This window comes from Sphingobium sp. SJ10-10 (assembly GCF_036038995.2).
Lineage (GTDB): Bacteria > Pseudomonadota > Alphaproteobacteria > Sphingomonadales > Sphingomonadaceae > Sphingobium.
In genome coordinates, this window is sequence record NZ_CP158132.1 from 2727501 (window position 1) to 2744829 (window position 17329).

A 17329-nucleotide genomic window follows, 5' to 3' on the forward strand; every position below is an offset into this window, starting at 1 on the left:
TGGTGTTTAGTTAACAGAAGCCTCTGGAAAGTGGCGCCATAGCGGGTGACAGCCCCGTATGTGAAAGCGAAACATCAGGACTTGAGTAGGGCGGAGCACGTGAAACTCTGTCTGAACATGGGGGGACCACCCTCCAAGCCTAAATACTCGTACATGACCGATAGCGAACCAGTACCGTGAGGGAAAGGTGAAAAGCACCCCGATGAGGGGAGTGAAACAGTACCTGAAACCGGATGCCTACAAGCAGTGGGAGGATCCTTGAGATCTGACCGCGTACCTCTTGCATAATGGGTCTGTGACTTAGTGTATCATGCAAGCTTAAGCCGTTAGGTGTAGGCGCAGCGAAAGCGAGTCTGAATAGGGCGACATGAGTATGATGCATTAGACCCGAAACCCGGCGATCTAGGCATGACCAGGCTGAAGGTGCGGTAACACGCACTGGAGGGCCGAACCGTTTAATGTTGAAAAATTATCGGATGAGTTGTGTTTAGGGGTGAAAGGCCAATCAAGCCGGGAAATAGCTGGTTCTCCGCGAAATCTATTGAGGTAGAGCGTCGGATGATTGCCGTTGGGGGTAGAGCACTGGATGGATGCGGGGGTCGCGAGATCTACCAACTCTAACCAAACTCCGAATACCAACGAGTCTAGTCCGGCAGACAGACGGCGGGTGCTAAGGTCCGTCGTCAAAAGGGAAACAGCCCTAACCTACAGCTAAGGTCCCCAAGTCACGTCTAAGTGGGAAAGCATGTGGAACTTCCAAAACAACCAGGAGGTTGGCTTAGAAGCAGCCATCCTTTAAAGAAAGCGTAACAGCTCACTGGTCTAAATAAGAGGTTCTGCGGCGAAGATGTAACGGGGCTCAAGACGTGCACCGAAGCTTAGGGTGTGATCGTTTACGATCACGCGGTAGCGGAGCGTTCCGTAGGCCGTTGAAGCCATCTGGTAATGGGTGGTGGAGGTATCGGAAGTGCGAATGCAGACATGAGTAGCGATTAACAGTGTGAGATGCACTGTCGCCGAAATTCCAAGGGTTCCTGCTTAAAGCTAATCTGAGCAGGGTAAGCCGGCCCCTAAGACGAGCCCGAAGGGGGTAGTCGATGGGAACCACGTTAATATTCGTGGGCCTGGTGGTGTGTGACGGATGGCGTAACTTGTTCGGCCTTATTGGATTGGTCCGGGCAGGGAAGTTGTCCCAGGAAATAGCCCCACCGTATAGACCGTACCCTAAACCGACACAGGTGGAATGGTAGAGTATACCAAGGCGTTTGAGAGAAGTATCCTGAAGGAACTCGGCAAATTGCCTCCGTACCTTCGGAAGAAGGAGGCCCCACATATGCGCAAGCACTTGTGGGGGGCACAGGCCAGGGGGTAGCGACTGTTTAGCAAAAACACAGGGCTCTGCTAAGTCGGCTTCAAGACGACGTATAGGGCCTGACGCCTGCCCGGTGCCTGAAGGTTAAGAGGAGGTGTGCAAGCACTGAATTGAAGCCCAGGTAAACGGCGGCCGTAACTATAACGGTCCTAAGGTAGCGAAATTCCTTGTCGGGTAAGTTCCGACCTGCACGAATGGCGTAACGACTTCCCCACTGTCTCCAGGATATGCTCAGCGAAATTGAATTCTCCGTGAAGATGCGGAGTACCCGCGGTTAGACGGAAAGACCCCGTGCACCTTTACTGCAGCTTCAGAGTGGCATTAGGAAAGAACTGTGTAGCATAGGTGGGAGGCTTTGAAGCCAGGTCGCCAGATCTGGTGGAGCCATAGGTGAAATACCACCCTGTTGTTTTCTGATGTCTAACCTCGCACCGTTATCCGGTGCAGGGACCCTCTGTGGCGGGTAGTTTGACTGGGGCGGTCGCCTCCTAAAGAGTAACGGAGGCGCGCGATGGTGGGCTCAGGACGGTTGGAAACCGTCTGTTAGAGTGCAATGGCATAAGCCCGCCTGACTGCGAGACTGACAAGTCGAGCAGAGACGAAAGTCGGTCATAGTGATCCGGTGGTCCCTCGTGGAAGGGCCATCGCTCAACGGATAAAAGGTACGCCGGGGATAACAGGCTGATGATTCCCAAGAGCTCATATCGACGGAATCGTTTGGCACCTCGATGTCGGCTCATCACATCCTGGGGCTGGAGCAGGTCCCAAGGGTTTGGCTGTTCGCCAATTAAAGTGGTACGTGAGCTGGGTTCAGAACGTCGCGAGACAGTTTGGTCCCTATCTGCCGTGGGCGTCGAAATTTGAGAGGAGTTGACCCTAGTACGAGAGGACCGGGTTGAACATACCTCTGGTGTACCTGTCGTCCTGCCAAGGGCGCAGCAGGGTAGCTATGTATGGACGGGATAACCGCTGAAAGCATCTAAGCGGGAAGCCTCCCTCAAGATAAGATTTCTTCGAGCGGTCGTAGACCACGACCTTGATAGGCCGGATGTAGAAGTGTGGTAACATATGGAGCTAACCGGTCCTAATTGCTCTGATCGCGCCTGAGAGTCCCACCATCAATGACAACACTGGATAAAACCAGCGTCAGCGACATGTGGTGATCAACCCTCATGCCAGACATCATTACCTTAAGTGCACGGCATCGATTGAAACCCAAAGCGCAAGCTTCATTGCTTGGTGACCATAGCGTCTGTGACCCACCCGATCCCATCCCGAACTCGGCCGTGAAACCAGTCTGCGCCGATGGTACTGTGGCTCAAGCCCCGGAAGAGTAGGGCGTCGCCAGGCATTGCAGCTCGCGCTTTGAAAACATACACAACCCATTCACATACAATATGCGGCCTCCGCAGCGATCTCTAGTGTCGCGGGATGGAGCAGCCCGGTAGCTCGTCAGGCTCATAACCTGAAGGTCGTAGGTTCAAATCCTACTCCCGCAACCAGAGGCCGCAACTCGTAAATTATAGCGCATGATGCCGGTCGGGCTTTAATAGAGCAGACCCGCGCGTAACATTTTCCTAAACAGCTTTCGGTAGCCATCAACAAAGACCGTGTCGCTAATCAAAGCGAACAGGAGGCCTGGCAAGGCCTTGGCGCGTTTGCATGAGAATACTCTATAGCCCTCGGTCGGTTTGTCACGCTGCGTCCTGCGATTACCCCAGCAATTGCGCGCGATGCCGCTCGTCGATACGGAAACGATCCTCCGCCTATGAACCATATCTTGATGGGGTTCAGGCGCTCGGGTATTTGCCAATAACTCCTTGAAGGCCGGTCCTGCCCAACAACAGGCTCGCGACAAGCCGCTCTCCTGAGCACGCGGCAGAAATTCTTCGATGATAGCAGGCTGCCTCCGATGCCGATCTTTCGGTGTATCTTCGAGCCGGCTTTAAGCAAAAGCTGCCGCTTCCGTCAGCCTGAGATATTCTCAGATTATCATGCGGAACGAACACGCCCTGCTCCATACCCCGGCGGTTCCGACGCCATGCCTCATTCCGCCAACGTAATCATCGAAATCTGCCGACCATAATCTGGCTCGCTGCGATGGCATGACCGGCGATAGCTGTAAAAGCGATCCGGCTGACTATAGGTATCTTCGTCCAGCAGCTCGATCCGGCTGATCCCCGCCGCTGCCAGCCGTGCCGCGACATAGGCTGCAATGTCGAACTGGCAATGCCCGGTGCGCGCCACGGTGAAGAAACGATCATTATCCGGATCCGCCGCCATAAAGCGCGCCGAAAAATCCACCGTCACTTCATAGGACGAACGCCCGATGCACGGACCGATCGCGCAAGCCATCCGGTCACGCGACGCGCCCAGCGCTTCCATAGCAGCGATCGTCCGGTCCGTAACGCCGCCCAATGCGCCCTTCCATCCGGCATGCGCCGCGCCGACGACGCCAGCCGCAGCATCGGCAAACAGCACCGGCACGCAATCGGCGGTGAGAATCCCCAATATCAATCCCGGTCGATTCGTGACCATGGCATCGGCCGCTGGCCGGTCGTCAGCGGAAATCGGCGCCGTGACCGTGATCACATCAGGCGAGTGGACCTGATGCACCGTCACCAGCGTCGCGCCGGGCAACAGCGCGTTACGTGCCAGATCCCGGTTGCGCAACACCGCCTCCCGCTCGTCCTCCGACCCTAATCCGACATTCAGACCCGCGTGAATCCCGGTCGAAACGCCGCCGCGTCGCCCGGCAAAACCGTGCACGACATCGCCCAAGCCCGCCGCCCGCAGCAATTCGACCATGCTTCACTCCTTCATCACGCCATGGGAACCGCTTTTGGACCATGTCCTGAATGCGCAACATACTTGCGCACGCCAGATTAGACGATAGTCTCCGCTTCATCACAAAAGGGGAGCGGCTGCAACGGCCGCCCGGGCAAAAGACATCAAGATAAAGGGCTCCACCATGATCTTCGGGCGCATAAAGCCACTGGACGCGATATTGGCCACGGCCGAGAAAAAATCGCTCGTCCGCACATTGGGGCCGGTTCAACTGACGCTATTGGGGGTCGGCGCCATCATCGGCACCGGCATTTTCGTTTTGACCGCCGCCGCCGCGCAAAAGGCGGGGCCGGGCATGATGTGGAGCTTCATGATCGCGGGGGCCGTCTGCGCCTTCGCCGCGCTCTGCTATTCCGAAATCGCCTCCATGGTGCCGGTGTCCGGTTCCGCCTACACCTATACCTATGCGGTCGTCGGGGAACTTCTCGCCTGGATGGTGGGCTGGGCGCTCATCCTGGAATATGCGGTCGCCGCCAGCGCCGTTTCGGTGGGGTGGTCCGGCTATTTCATGGGCCTTGTCAAGAGCGTAACCGGGCTTGATCTGCCACAGGCGCTTTCCGCCGGCCCGGTCTGGACGATGAACGGCCTCATTCCGCACGCCGATTTCACCCATGGCGTGATCAACATCCCGGCGATCGTCGTGGCGCTCGCCGTGACCGCCCTGCTGGTCATCGGCACCACCGAAAGCGCCCGCGTCAATGCCGTGCTCGTCGCCATCAAGGTGACCGCGCTCACCGCCTTCATCCTGCTGACGCTGCCCGTGCTCGACACCGGCAATTTCTCGCCCTTCGCGCCCAATGGCTGGTTCGGGCCGGAAGGCACCAGCGGCATGGGCATTGTCGGCGCCGCCGCGTCGATCTTTTTCGCCTATGTCGGCTTCGATGCGGTTTCGACCGCGGCGGAAGAAACCAAGAACCCGCAGCGCAACGTCCCCATCGGCCTGATCGGCAGCCTTGCGATCTGCACCGTTTTTTACCTGTTGGTCGCGGCTGGCGCGGTCGGTGCGATCGGCGCGCAGCCCGTTTTGGGGCCAGACGGTTCAGTGGTGGCGCCCGGATCGCAGGGTTTTGCCGCCGCCTGTGCGACTGCTGCCCATGCTCAGGATCTCGTCTGCTCCAATGAAGCGCTGGCTCATGTGCTGCGCTCGATCAACTGGACGGTCGTGGGCAACGCGCTCGGCCTGGCCGCCAACCTTGCGCTGCCGTCGGTCATCCTGATGATGATGTTCGGCCAGACCCGCATCTTCTTCGTGATGGCGCGCGACGGCCTGCTGCCGGAAAAGCTCGCCAGCATCCACCCCAGGTTCAAGACGCCCCATATCGTCACCATGGTCACCGGCGTCTTCGTCGCCATCGGCGCCGCGCTGCTGCCCGTGGGTCAGCTCGCGGACATTTCCAATTCCGGCACGCTGTTCGCCTTTTTCATGGTGTCGATCGCCGTGCTGGTGCTGCGGGTGAAGGAACCGGGGCGGGCTCGTCCGTTCCGCACGCCCATAGTGTGGGCGATCGCGCCGACGGCGGCTTTCGGTTGCGTCTTCCTCTTCTTCAATCTGCCCGTCGATGCGCAGCTCGTCCTGCCGATCTGGGGTGGCCTGGGTCTCGTGCTCTATTTCGTCTATGGCTATCGCAAGAGCCATGTCGGACGTGGGCTAGTCGAAACCCATGAACAGGATGTCGGCATTCCACCGATGCCGGTGCCGCCGATGCCCGGCGCGCACACGCCGGGCGGCCAGGACGCCTGAGCTACAAAAAAAGGGGCGGGTAGCACCGCCCCTTTTTTTAACGCAAGACTTCGAATTCGGGATCGCGCAGCCCTGCATGATGCGGGCGGGTGAACATTTTCCCCCGTTCCGCCCACGCGACGATCAGGAAAGAGATCGAGCCGAACACCATCAATCCCAATGTCAGCGGCAATGTCGTCCCGTCAAAGGCATGGCCGATCAGGCTGCCCAGCGCGCTCGACACGGCGGTGGTGAGAAAGGCCTGAAAGGAGGAGGCGACGCCCGCGCCTCTGGCAAAGGGCTCCATTGAAATCGCGCTGAAATTGGACGCGGTGAAGGCGACCGTCATCATCGTCGACGCCTGGAGGATCATGAAGCTGACGATGGTTTCATGCCCCGTCAGGATCACCGTCAAATGCACGGCATTGATCAGCACCAGGCACAGCAACGCCGTCTGGCTCAATCGCCGCGCGCCGAAGCGGGAGACGAGGCGGCTGTTGAGCAGGCTGCCGATCCCCATGCTGCCGGCGATGGCGGCGAAGGCGAAGGGGAAGATCTTCTGCGCCCCGAAAATGTCGAAGAATATTTGTTGCACCGACAGGATGAAGCCGATCAGGCCGCTCATCACCACCCCGCTGGCCAGCATATAGCCGATCGAGCTGCGGGTGCGGATGATCGCGCCGACCGTCCGAAAAATCGCGCGCGCGCTCATTCGCAAGCGATTCTCCGGCAGCAGCGTTTCCGGCAGGCGCATCGCCATCCACAGCAGGATCAGGCTCGCCAGGATCGACAGCGCCCAGAAGATCCAGCGCCAGGGGGCGATCCACAATATCGCCTGGCCGAAAGTCGGCGCCATGACCGGGATCAGCATGAACACCGCAAAGATCAGCGACATGACTCGCGCCATCGCATCGCCCCGGAAGCGGTCGCGGACGATGCCGACGGTGATGACGCGGCTCGCGCCCGCGAAGAAACCGGCGCAGGCGCGCCCGGCCAGCATCATGGTGAAACTGTGCGCGCCGGCGCAGGCGATGGAAGAGAGGATGAACAGCGCCATGGCGCTCCCCAACACGCGTTTTCGCCCGAATCGGTCGGACAGCACGCCGAACAGCAGAGAACCGATCCCCAGTCCCAGAAAATAGACGCTGATGATCAATTGCCGGTCATTGGGATGCGGGATCGCAAGATCCCGGCCGATGGCGGGCAGCGCCGGCAGCATCGGATCGATCGACAGCGCATTCATCGCCATCAGGCAGGCGCAGAGCATCACGAACTCGCGGAAAGCTATGTCCTTTTTCGCCTGTCCTGCGGGGATTTCGGGATGATCGGTCATGCCGGTGGCTATGGGGACAATCGGACGCTCGCGCTACCCTTTTTGTACCGTCCGGGCACGTTAACCCTGCTCCTCCGCGCATCGTTGGCATTTTCCTGGAAATTGGTTTTGAGCGCATTAACCATTTTTTATCCGCCGCCGGTGCAGCCTGCCGCTTGTCGAAAACCAGCAAGTCGAAATCCATGAGGGGGATTCGGTTATGGCCAATGGTCTGAAGAGCGCGCAGTTTCTGATGGAAAGCCGTCTTTCGGGTGCGGCAAGCGGAACTGCGGAAGCCTGTTTCGATCTGGGGGTCGCCTATAGCTGCGGCACTGGCGGTTTGCCCGTCGACCTGATCGAAGCGCATAAATGGTTCAACCTGGCCGCCCTCAAGGGCAGCGAGGAGGGGCAGACGATGCGGGCGGAAGTGGCCGAGGAAATGTCGGCACGAGAAATCGCGGAAGCCCAGCGCCAGGCCCGAGCGCTGATCGCGACGACGCAATTGCGCGCCGCCTAGGTTTTTCAGGGGTTTGGCCTGAATGGCCAATAGGGGACTATCTGCTTCCGTCATTCCCGCGAAGGCGGGAATCCATCTCCCAACGTGGCATCAAGCGGTTAGTTCAAGAGATGGATGCCCGCCTTCGCGGGCATGACGACTATGGTAAGGGCCGCAATCCAACCAATTCCGACATAGCCTAATCGCGGCGCAAAGGATTCAGGGCGCTCGATTTGCGAACTTTGGGCGCCGCTGCTGCCGGTGAGAGGGCAGAGGCGCGCTGCGAGGGCGTTGCGCCCATATCCTGCGCCATGTCCTCCAGCGCGGCGATGCGCTTTTCCGTCGCGGGGTGAGTGGAGAAGAGTTCGCTCACATGCACCGGCACGATGTAGAGCTGGGCGGCGGCGGGATTACGTTCCGCAACGGGATTGGGAATCATTTCGGCGCGGCCGGCGATCTTGGCGAGGGCGGAGGCAAGCGCGCGCGGGTTGCCGCTGATCTCCGCGCCCGCCGCATCCGCGCCATATTCTCGGGTGCGGCTGATCGCCATCTGCACGATCATCGCGGCGAAAGGAGCCACGATCACCGCCAGCAGGGTCGCGATCAGGTTGCTGTTGCCGTTCTCCTGATTGCCGCCGCGGAAGAACAGGCCGAAATTGGCGAGCATCGAGATCGCGCCCGCAATGGTCGCGACCATCGTCATGATCAGCGTGTCGCGGTTGCGCACATGGCCCAGTTCATGCGCCATGACGCCGGCCACTTCGTCCCGGCTCAGCATCGAAAGTAGCCCGGTGGTGGCGGCGACGGCGGCATGCTGCGGATCGCGGCCGGTGGCGAAGGCGTTGGGGTGCGGCTCGTCGATCAGATAGACGCGGGGCATGGGAAGTTTCGCGCGCTGGGCCAGTTCCGCGACGAGGCCGTAAAATTCCGGCGCGCTGGTCGCGTCGACCTCCCGCGCATGGTGCATGGACAGCACGATCCTGTCGGCGTTCCAGAAAGTGAAGAGGTTCATGCCCAACGCCACCAGCAGCGCGATCATCGCCCCGCCGCTGCCGCCCAGCGTATAGCCCAATGCCATGAACAGCGCCGTCAGGGCCGACAACAGCATCACCGTCTTCATGCCATTCACTTGCGTAAATCTCCTTGGCGGCCCAGATAGCGGCCTTACTCTGAATATGGGGCGCCCCTGAATATGGGGTGACGATGACGCCCCCGCAATCGAAAGGATGGATCGATGGGAACCTTCAACGGCAAGCGCCCGGCGCATGTGAAGCCGCCCGCGCATCTGTCGAAAAGCCCGCCGGTGCCGCAACCCGATCCGATCGACAATCCGTCGCGCCATGACGAGTTATTGAGCCCGGTTCGCTATGGCGACTGGGAACGCAAGGGAATCGCTATCGATTTTTGATCCGGCCGTTAAAGACGGTTAACGGCTCATCGCTGTTTGGGCACAGTTGGCGATGGCCTGTGCCGCTGCTGCGAGCGACCCGGCTCCACCCCCCTAGCCTTTTGCACTGCAATACGGGCAGGCTCTGTCCCGAGCGGAAAGCAAAATATACCGGGGCGCGGATGAAGTGAACGTGGTTGCTGAAATTGCGGTAAGATCAGTGTCGGATTATGCGCCAGAGGATGCGGCGCTTCTGTGTGCAGTGGGTCGTCTGGTCTGTGCCTGGACGATGCTGGAACAGAGCCTGGAGGCGAAGATCGCGATAATGCGGGAAGCCATGGGGGATGTGCGGACCGTGGGTGCCCGGACTCGTCCGGGCATGACGAAGCTGATGACCGAACTGCGAACCATGGTGGCGATGCGGGACCGGCGCAATGCCGGCGCATTGATGGAAATATCGGATATCGAGCGCGACATGCAGAGGATCGACCGGTTCCGGTCGCTCATCATCGGCGGCTTTCAGCAGCCCGCGCCCGGCGGCTTTACATGCCGCGATGCGCGGAATAACCAGACGCATGTCTCGCTTGAGCAACTCGAAGCGGAGATTGCTTCCCTCGAAAGGGTGGCACAGCGCCTGCTGGCCGTCTGAAACGGAGTAAGCCATCTTCCGTGCTTGATCTTTATGCGGCGGAGGGCGAAGCCTCTCTGCGCGCCTAGCGAGAAAACAGGAGCCTCATGTCCTACAAACCGATTCGCAAAGCCGTTTTCCCTGTCGCAGGTCTCGGCACGCGCTTTCTTCCGGCGACCAAGTCGGTGCCCAAGGAACTGCTGCCGGTCGTCGACCGTCCGCTGATCCAATATGCGGTGGACGAGGCGCGGGAAGCGGGGATCGAGCAGATGATCTTCGTCACCGGCCGCGGCAAGGGCGCGATCGAAGATTATTTCGACATGGCCTATGAGGCCGAAGCCACCCAGCGCGAGCGGGGCAAGGATCTATCCTCGCTGGACGGAACGCGGCTGTTGCCCGGCAATGCGGTGTTCCTGCGCCAGCAGGAGCCGCTGGGCCTGGGCCATGCCATCTGGTGCGCCCGCGACATTGTGGGCGATGAGCCGTTCGCCATCCTGCTGCCTGACGAGTTCATGAAGGGCGCGCCGGGCCGTGGCTGCCTGAAGCAGATGGTCGAGGCTTATGACAAGGTCGGCGGCAATCTGGTCTGCGCGCTGGAAGTGCCGATGGCGGAGACGCCGAACTATGGCGTGATCGATCCGGGCAAGCGTGACGGCGCGCTCACCGAGGTGAAGGGGCTGGTCGAGAAGCCGGCTCCGGGCACGGCGCCGTCGAACCTGATCCTGCCGGGGCGCTATATCCTTCAGCCGGAAGTGATGAAGATACTCGAGACGCAGGAAAAGGGCGCTGGCGGAGAGATTCAGCTTACCGACGCCATGGCGTCGATGATCGGGACGCAGCCTTTCCACGGCGTGACCTTCGATGGGCGGCGGTTCGATTGCGGGTCGAAGGCGGGTTATATCGAGGCGAACCTGGCGCTGGCGCTGGGGCGCGAGGATTTGGGCGAGCATATCCGCCGGTTCGCTCTGGCGGAACTGGGCGTCAGCGGGATTGCCGCCGCGGCCTGAAGGTGGTTTGCCTGTTTGCAGCCGGTCATTCGCGCGAAGGCGGGGATGGCCGGCTGGAGCAACGGCAGGAATCCAGCCTCCGCGTCAGTTCCCTGTTTCGACCTTGCGAAAGGGTGTCCGATCGGTCAGCCAGAGCCGGTCCCGCTGCACGCCCTGCCGCTCGGCCGCCAGGAAATCGGAGATCGCCCGGCGGAAACTGGCATTGGGGATGAAATGCGCTGAAAAGGTGGGCTCCGGCGCATAGCCGCGCGCCAGCTTGTGGCCGCCCTGGGCGCCTGCCTCCACCCGGTTCAACCCGCGGGCGATGGCGATGTCGATCGCCTGATAATAGCATAGCTCGAAATGCAGATTGGGCACGTCCTCGGTACAGCCCCAATAGCGCCCATAGAGGGCGTCCGCGCCGATGAGGTTGAGCGCGCCGGCGATCGGCCGTCCATGGCGCAGCGCCAGCACCAGCAGCACCCGGTCGGCCATGCTTTCGCCCAACATCGAGAAGAATGCGCGGGTCAGATAGGGGCGTCCCCATTTGCGCGCCCCGGTATCCTGATAGAAGGTCCAGAAGATGTCCCAATGCACCTCGGTCAGCGCATTCCCCGTCAGATGGACGATTTCCAGCCCCTCGACGGCGCGTTCGCGTTCCTTGCGGATATTCTTGCGCTTGGCGCTCGACAGGTCGGCCAGGAAGTCGTTGAAATCGCGATAGCCGCGATTGGCCCAATGGAACTGGCTGTCCTCCCGGATCAGCCAGCCCGCCGCCTCGAACAGCGCAACCTGCTCTGGCGAGATGAACGTCGCATGGGCGGAGGAGAGCTCATTCTGCTCCACCACCGCCTCGATCCCCGCGATCAGCGCCGGGGCGAGGCCTTCGTCGCGTAGCAGCAGCCGGGGACCCGGCACCGGCGAAAAGGGCGCGGCGACCTGAATCTTGGGATAATATTGCCCGCCTGCCCGTTCCCAGGCATCGGCCCAGCCATGGTCGAACACATATTCGCCCTGGCTGTGGGTCTTGCCATAAAGCGGCGCGGCGGCGGCGATCCGCCCGTCCGCTCCGTCGATCACCAAGGGCAAGGGCTGCCAGCCGCTATTGCCGCCGACGCTGCCCGAACGTTCCAGCGCGGCAAGGAAATCCCAGCTCATGAAAGGATTGGCATCCCCCGCGCAGGCATCCCACTGGTCGCGCGGCAATTCGGCCACGCCCTGGGAGATGCGCGCCACGCGTTCAGTCATGCGACCGCTCGAAGATGATCTGGTCGGCGTGCAGCGCAGCGCAGGCGCGCTCCTCCTCGCCGCGCACCGTCCATGTCAGCACGGGCATGCCCCGCCGACGGGCATCGGTGGCCAGGGACGAAGGCAGGTCGCGAATATCACAAGCGATAAAATCGGGTTTCGCGGTCCAAAGTGCAAGAGTATGCGCGATTCTGCCGCGCCAGCCCCGCTTGTCCTGCTCGGTCACGACCAGCCCGCGCGCTACAGCGGGCCGATGCCGCCTGAACCAGCCTATCGCCATGGGATTGAACGACATGACCGCCGCCAGGGTTTTGGGCCGCCGCGCCAGATCGTCGGCAACCGCCGCACAAATGGGGGCGACATGCCGCTCGTCCACCTTGATCTCGATCAGCAGCGGAACGTCCGTACCGCACAGATCGAGCAAGGCTCGCAGGCGTGGAACACTGCCGCCGTCGGGCAGCATCAGCCGGTCGATCGCCCCGGCGTCTTGATCCGAAACCGTGCCCGTTTCGCCGGTCATGCGTTGCAGCGCGTCGTCGTGGAAGACGATCGCAACGCCGTCGCGGCTGAGGCGCACATCACATTCGATGCCGAAACCGCCGGCAATGGCGGCCGTGAAAGCCGCCATGCCGTTTTCGCTGACTCTGCCCCCGTACAGCCCGCGATGGGCGAAGGGACGCTCGGTCAGGAAGGGGAAGGCGTCAGGCCGGGCGGACAAGGACGATCGCGTCGATCTCGACCACCGCGCCGAGCGGCAGCACTGGCACGCCCACGGCGCTGCGGGCATGCTTTCCCGCGTCACCGAAGACCTCGACCATCAGTTCGGACGCGCCATTGGCGACCTTGGGCTGGTCGGTGAATTCGGGCGTGCTGCTGATGAAGGCGCCCAGCTTCACGATCCGCTCGACCCGGTCCAGGCTGCCGAGCGCGGCCTTCATCTGGGCGATCAGGTTGAGGCCGCAGGCCCGCGCCGCCTTGACCCCGTAATCGAGGTCGCGATCTTCGCCCAGCCGGCCCGTCATCAACTGGCCGTCGGACAGGGAGATCTGTCCGGAAATATGCAGCAGGCCGTTGGCTTCCACCGCCGCGACATAGGCTGCGAACGGTGCGACGGCGGCGGGCAGGGCGATGCCGAGTTCAGTCAGGCGGGCTTCGATGCTCATATGGATGCTCCTTGGACAGTCGGGAAAGAGTCGGGCGCCGGTCCTTCGGCGAGTCGGGCGGCGATCCAGGCTTCGGCGGCGGCCCAGCCGTCGATCCGGGCATGGGCCAGGGGCGCGGCGGCGACTTCGGCGGCGATTTCCGGCTCGCCCACCATATGCAGGCGCCAGACGCCGGGCGCATGATCCGCCACCGACCCATGATGTTCGGCCAGATCGTCGATGAACAGGGCGACGCTGGGCTGGCGCTCCGCGACGATGGCCGCCAGCGGCCGCCCCTTGCCGCCCTGGTTCCAGTGGACCGGGAATGACAGGCCGTGGGCCGCCAGTTGTTCCTCGCGCTGCCGGTGATGCCGCTGTGTGATATTGGTGAGCACCACGATGTCCGCAATCCGGCTCAGGCGGCCGATCGCCTCCACCGCGCCCGCGATCGGCGCCTGGCGGTGCATTTGCGTATCGAAAAAGCCGATCAGCAATTCCCAGACCAGCGCGCGCTCCAGCGGCTTACCGCTGTCCTTGTGACGCAGAGCCTCCGCAAAGCCGCGCTCGCGCATGTCGAAATGGACATTATGGCTTTCGTCCAGCCACTGCCGGAAGGGCACCACCATATGCAGCAGCACCTCGTCGCAATCGGTGATGATCAGCGGGCGGTTCATGCGGTGAGAGCCTCCTTCGCGGCGATCAGCGCCGTTGGCGTGCTGTCGATGCTCTCGGCGCAGGCGATCAGGTCCGGCTCATGATCGGCCAGGAAAGCCAGCACCGCGCCCAATATCGCCGGATCGCCCACGCCTGCCCTTAGCGTATCGGCATCCAGCCCGGTCAGCGCCAGCAGCCGGTCGGCACGGCGATCGTCCGCCAATGTCCAGACCAGCGCCATCAGCGCCAGCACGGATGGCTCTCGAGTCTCGCTTGGACTATGTTGCTTGCCATGGTTAATGTCGGGACGCATGATTGATCTCAACGAAGGGCGGGCTTAGGGGGCGCGCTTCCAATATGTTTGCGGATTTCTCCAAACGCGGGTGACTGGTGGCAAAGCGCGTGCTCGTTGTCGAGGACAACGAACTTAATCTCAAACTTTTTTGCGACCTGTTGCGCGCGCACGGGCATGAGGTGCTGCCGCTGCGCGACGGGCGCGACCTGCTGACGCAGGCGCGGGAGTTCCATCCCGACCTGGTGATCACCGACATCCACCTGCCGCATATCAGCGGCCTTGACCTCATCATCTCGCTGAAGCGGGACGCGCAACTGTCCGCCGTGCCGATCATGGCGGTCACCGCCTATGCGGGCCATGGCGATGAGGATCGGATTCGCGGGGCAGGCGCGCAGGCCTATGTGTCCAAGCCGATTTCGGTGCTGCGCTTCGTCGAGCAGGTGAACGCGCTGCTTTAGGGCGTGCTGATGGGCGGGGTCTGGAAACGGCCATTCCAAGACATTCCCTTCCCGCAGGCGTTCAAACGAGTCACGTGCCTCGTTTGAAGGGTTAGGGGTGGGCGCGAGCGAAGCGAGCTTCCGGGTTAGCCGTTGAAAATCGCCGCTAGTGTCGCGCCAGCCCACCCCCCGGCCCCCTCCCGCTTGCGGGAGGGGGAACGACTGGAATCCACCCACTTTAACTCTGTCACCGCCCTGTCATACGGTTTTCATCGATCCGTCGCGCTTCCGCAGCCTTGCCGTCATCCGCCTCTGCCATGCCCCGTCCGCCAGGGCGCGGCGTCCAGCCGACAGCCCGAATTGTACACAGGGGTATCATCCATGTCTCATCTGACCGACGAGGCGCGCGCGGCCTTTCGCGACGCGCAGCCCAAGATCACTGCCGGGGAAGACAGCCTGGAGTCGATCGTCGCCGCGAATCCGGCGCGCCGCACCATATTGAAGAACGGCCTGCTGGGCCTTTCCATGCTGCCGATGCTGGGCGCGCTCACGGCGTGCGGCGATGATGATGCTTCGGCCTCCCCCACGCCGACGCCGACCCCCACGCCGACTCCTGCGGCCAGCTATGCCATCAATTTCGCGTCGGTTGCGATCAACAGCAACGACACCGTCACCGTCCCCGCAGGTTACACCATCGACGTGCTGCTGAAGGCCGGCGATTCGGTCGAAACCGGCACCGCCTATGCGCCCGGCAGCTTCCCGAACAGCGCGACCCAGACCAACCTTTGGGCCGGCGGCAATCATGATGGCATGGAATTTTTCGAACTGTCGGGCGTCGATCCCAATGCGGGCGGCCTGCTGGCGATCAACCATGAGCTGCCGGACTATAACATCCTCTTTTCCAGCGGCACCTACACCGCTGCCACTGCCACCGCCGACCAAAAGGCGATCGCCCTGTCCGCCGTCGGCGTTTCCGTCGTGGAGATCGCCAAGGGCACGGACGGCAAGTTCGCGGTCAAGGCCGGTTCGCGCTTCAACAAGCGCTATACCGGCAACACCGATTATCGCGCCGGCGGCCCGGCTGCGGGCCTGCTCAGCTCGACCATAAAAGGCACGCTGAACAACTGCGCCTCGGGCCGTACGCCCTGGGGCACCTATTTGACCTGCGAGGAAACGACCAACAACTATATCGACACGACCCAGCCCAACAACAATTATGGCTGGGTGGTCGAGATCGACCCCTATCAGGAACTGGCCGCGCCGACGAAGCGCACCGCCATGGGCCGCTTCAGCCATGAGAATGTCGCCTATCTGAATGACGGCAACAACCGCGTCGCCTTTTACATGGGTGACGATTCGACGCCCGGCTGCATCTACAAATTCGTGCCCGACCGCGCCTATAGCACCAGCAACCGCGCATCGAACATCGATATGCTGGATTATGGCACGCTCTATGTCGCGCGCTTCAACGCCGACGGCACGGGTGAATGGCGCGCGCTGGTGCAGGGACAGAACGGTCTTGTCGCCAATGCTTCTGATCCGGGCAATGTCAGCCAGTCGACCACGCCGCCGACCCCCACGACGGTCAGCTTCAACACCACCGCCGACGTCCTGATCAACACCCAGTCGGCCGCACGCGTCGCGGGCGGCACGCTGATGGACCGCCCGGAATGGATCACGGTCGCGCCGAACCGCCAAGCGATCTTCGTGACGCTCACGAATAACAGCGGTCGCCGCGTCACCGACAATCCCAATCCGCGCACGACCAACCTGCACGGCCATATTCTGAAATTCCGCGAGAATGGCGATTCGCCGCTTGCCACCCGCTTCACCTGGGAAGTCTTCCTGCTGGCGGGCAATCCCAACCTTGCCGAATCGAACCTCAAGGGGAATATCAGCGGCGATTATTTCTCCAGCCCCGATGGTCTGCGCATCGATCCGCAGGGCCGCCTGTGGGTGGAAACCGACCATAACCTTACCGGCAATGCGGGCACGCTGAACGGCGCGGCGGTCAACATGACCCAGGCCTTCGGCAATAATTCGATGTACCATGTCGACCAGACGAGCAAGGCGTCCAAGCGCTTCCTGGTCGGTCCCACGGGCTGCGAGATCACCGGCATCGCCTATACGCCGGATCTCAAGAGCTTCTTCATCAACATCCAGCATCCGACCGGCAACTGGCCGGTCTCGGGGCAGCAGCCGCGCTCCTCGACCATCGTGGTGCGCCGCACGGACGGCCAGCCGGTCGGTAACTGAGGATTTGGCGCCGGTTCGGCCCTGTTCTCCGGCGAGGGATGGTTTTCTGCGCTCCGGCGCAAGGAAGCCATCCTTGCCGGCACCGCCCGATCGCGAGGAAGGCGCTGCGCCGCCCTCGCTCTGAACCTAACAGGCAACAAGGAAAGGCCCGTTCCCTCAAGGGGACGGGCCTCTTCGTTCGGGCGCCAGATTGTGGGATGTCGCATTTTCCGAGTCATCGACTGCGAACAGCCAATTTGAAAATGCTTCAGGCCGCAAACCCAGAAATCGTCAGGCGGCGCGAGCCGCCGTCAGATCACTTGATCTTGGCTTCCTTGAACTCGACATGCTTGCGCACGACGGGGTCGTACTTCCGGAAGCTCAGCTTCTCGGTCTTGGTGCGCGGATTCTTCTTGGTGACGTAGAAGAAGCCGGTGTCAGCCGAGCTGACGAGGCGAATCTTGACGGTTGCTGGCTTGGCCATGGCCTTAGTCCCTGGTCGTGAATATCGTGAAAAAGAAGAGCGGCCCCCAAATCTCTTGCGAGGAAGGGACCGCCCCGTTTCAGCGG

General features: G+C 61.7%; 16 protein-coding genes, 1 tRNA gene and 2 rRNA genes (1 of these 19 running past the window's edge). 10 read left to right on the forward strand and 9 right to left on the reverse strand.

From position 1 onward, the window contains the following. The 3 genes from VVT58_RS13230 to VVT58_RS13240 all read left to right on the forward strand — a co-directional run. Positions 1-2480, forward strand: a 23S ribosomal RNA gene (locus tag VVT58_RS13230); it begins 336 nt to the left of the window's first position. A gap of 127 nt (positions 2481-2607) precedes the next feature. Beyond that, positions 2608-2722, forward strand: a 5S ribosomal RNA gene (gene rrf, locus VVT58_RS13235). A gap of 75 nt (positions 2723-2797) precedes the next feature. Next, positions 2798-2874, forward strand: a tRNA-Met gene (locus VVT58_RS13240). A 544-nt stretch (positions 2875-3418) separates the two neighbouring features. On the opposite strand, the gene pgeF is transcribed toward VVT58_RS13240, so the two are convergent. Next, positions 3419-4180, reverse strand: coding sequence for a peptidoglycan editing factor PgeF (pgeF, locus tag VVT58_RS13245; RefSeq protein WP_327753744.1), 762 nt, complete (start codon positions 4178-4180; stop codon positions 3419-3421). 163 nt (positions 4181-4343) lie between these two features. Here pgeF and VVT58_RS13250 point away from each other — a divergent pair, with 163 nt between their 5' ends. Then, complete coding sequence (locus VVT58_RS13250; protein WP_087573668.1) at positions 4344-5960, forward strand: amino acid permease; 1617 nt, start codon at positions 4344-4346, stop codon at positions 5958-5960. A gap of 37 nt (positions 5961-5997) precedes the next feature. Here the strand turns inward: VVT58_RS13250 and VVT58_RS13255 are convergent, their stop codons facing one another. Then, positions 5998-7272: a multidrug effflux MFS transporter gene (locus VVT58_RS13255; protein WP_327753745.1), complete on the reverse strand. Its 1275-nt coding sequence runs from the start codon at positions 7270-7272 to the stop codon at positions 5998-6000. A 199-nt stretch (positions 7273-7471) separates the two neighbouring features. On the opposite strand from VVT58_RS13255, the gene VVT58_RS13260 reads away from it, so the two are divergent. Then, entirely contained in the window at positions 7472-7768 is a 297-nt protein-coding gene (locus tag VVT58_RS13260; RefSeq protein WP_327753746.1) for a hypothetical protein, read from the forward strand. A 178-nt stretch (positions 7769-7946) separates the two neighbouring features. On the opposite strand, the gene htpX is transcribed toward VVT58_RS13260, so the two are convergent. Further along, entirely contained in the window at positions 7947-8876 is a 930-nt protein-coding gene (htpX, locus tag VVT58_RS13265; protein ID WP_327753747.1) for a zinc metalloprotease HtpX, read from the reverse strand. 105 nt (positions 8877-8981) lie between these two features. On the opposite strand from htpX, the gene VVT58_RS13270 reads away from it, so the two are divergent. The 3 genes from VVT58_RS13270 (at position 8982) to VVT58_RS13280 (ending at position 10769) form a co-directional block, all read left to right on the forward strand. Then, positions 8982-9155 (forward strand): DUF1674 domain-containing protein, encoded by a 174-nt coding sequence (locus VVT58_RS13270; protein WP_082748337.1) that lies wholly within the window; start codon positions 8982-8984, stop codon positions 9153-9155. A 199-nt stretch (positions 9156-9354) separates the two neighbouring features. After that, positions 9355-9783 carry a hypothetical protein gene (locus tag VVT58_RS13275; RefSeq protein ID WP_066552892.1) on the forward strand — a complete coding sequence of 143 codons (429 nt, stop codon included), beginning with the start codon at positions 9355-9357 and terminating at the stop codon, positions 9781-9783. An 86-nt stretch (positions 9784-9869) separates the two neighbouring features. After that, positions 9870-10769 (forward strand): UTP--glucose-1-phosphate uridylyltransferase, encoded by a 900-nt coding sequence (locus VVT58_RS13280; protein ID WP_327753748.1) that lies wholly within the window; start codon positions 9870-9872, stop codon positions 10767-10769. An 84-nt stretch (positions 10770-10853) separates the two neighbouring features. Here the strand turns inward: VVT58_RS13280 and VVT58_RS13285 are convergent, their stop codons facing one another. From VVT58_RS13285 to VVT58_RS13305, 5 genes are read right to left on the reverse strand one after another with little or no spacing between them, the layout of a single operon-like run. Beyond that, positions 10854-11996 (reverse strand): GNAT family N-acetyltransferase, encoded by a 1143-nt coding sequence (locus tag VVT58_RS13285; protein ID WP_327753749.1) that lies wholly within the window; start codon positions 11994-11996, stop codon positions 10854-10856. Further along, on the reverse strand, positions 11989-12714 hold the full coding sequence (locus tag VVT58_RS13290; RefSeq protein WP_327753750.1) for a glycerophosphodiester phosphodiesterase family protein: 726 nt from the start codon (positions 12712-12714) through the stop codon (positions 11989-11991). Before VVT58_RS13290 ends, VVT58_RS13285 begins: the two co-directional genes overlap by 8 nt. Continuing rightward, positions 12698-13159 carry a RidA family protein gene (locus VVT58_RS13295; RefSeq protein WP_327753752.1) on the reverse strand — a complete coding sequence of 154 codons (462 nt, stop codon included), beginning with the start codon at positions 13157-13159 and terminating at the stop codon, positions 12698-12700. The genes VVT58_RS13290 and VVT58_RS13295 overlap by 17 nt, the downstream gene beginning before the upstream one ends. Beyond that, positions 13156-13812, reverse strand: a complete 657-nt coding sequence (locus tag VVT58_RS13300; RefSeq protein ID WP_327753753.1) for an HAD family hydrolase — start codon at positions 13810-13812, stop codon at positions 13156-13158. Before VVT58_RS13300 ends, VVT58_RS13295 begins: the two co-directional genes overlap by 4 nt. Next, positions 13809-14105, reverse strand: a complete 297-nt coding sequence (locus VVT58_RS13305) for a DUF3572 domain-containing protein (protein WP_327753755.1) — start codon at positions 14103-14105, stop codon at positions 13809-13811. Before VVT58_RS13305 ends, VVT58_RS13300 begins: the two co-directional genes overlap by 4 nt. 77 nt (positions 14106-14182) lie before the next feature. Here VVT58_RS13305 and VVT58_RS13310 point away from each other — a divergent pair, with 77 nt between their 5' ends. Further along, entirely contained in the window at positions 14183-14545 is a 363-nt protein-coding gene (locus VVT58_RS13310; protein WP_176392264.1) for a response regulator, read from the forward strand. Positions 14546-14905: 360 nt separating this feature from the next. Further along, positions 14906-16780 carry a PhoX family phosphatase gene (locus VVT58_RS13315; RefSeq protein ID WP_327753756.1) on the forward strand — a complete coding sequence of 625 codons (1875 nt, stop codon included), beginning with the start codon at positions 14906-14908 and terminating at the stop codon, positions 16778-16780. Positions 16781-17075: 295 nt separating this feature from the next. Here VVT58_RS13315 and rpmG read toward each other — a convergent pair whose 3' ends face one another. Next, positions 17076-17243, reverse strand: a complete 168-nt coding sequence (gene rpmG / locus VVT58_RS13320; RefSeq protein WP_007687342.1) for a 50S ribosomal protein L33 — start codon at positions 17241-17243, stop codon at positions 17076-17078. Positions 17244-17329: the final 86 nt, after the last annotated feature.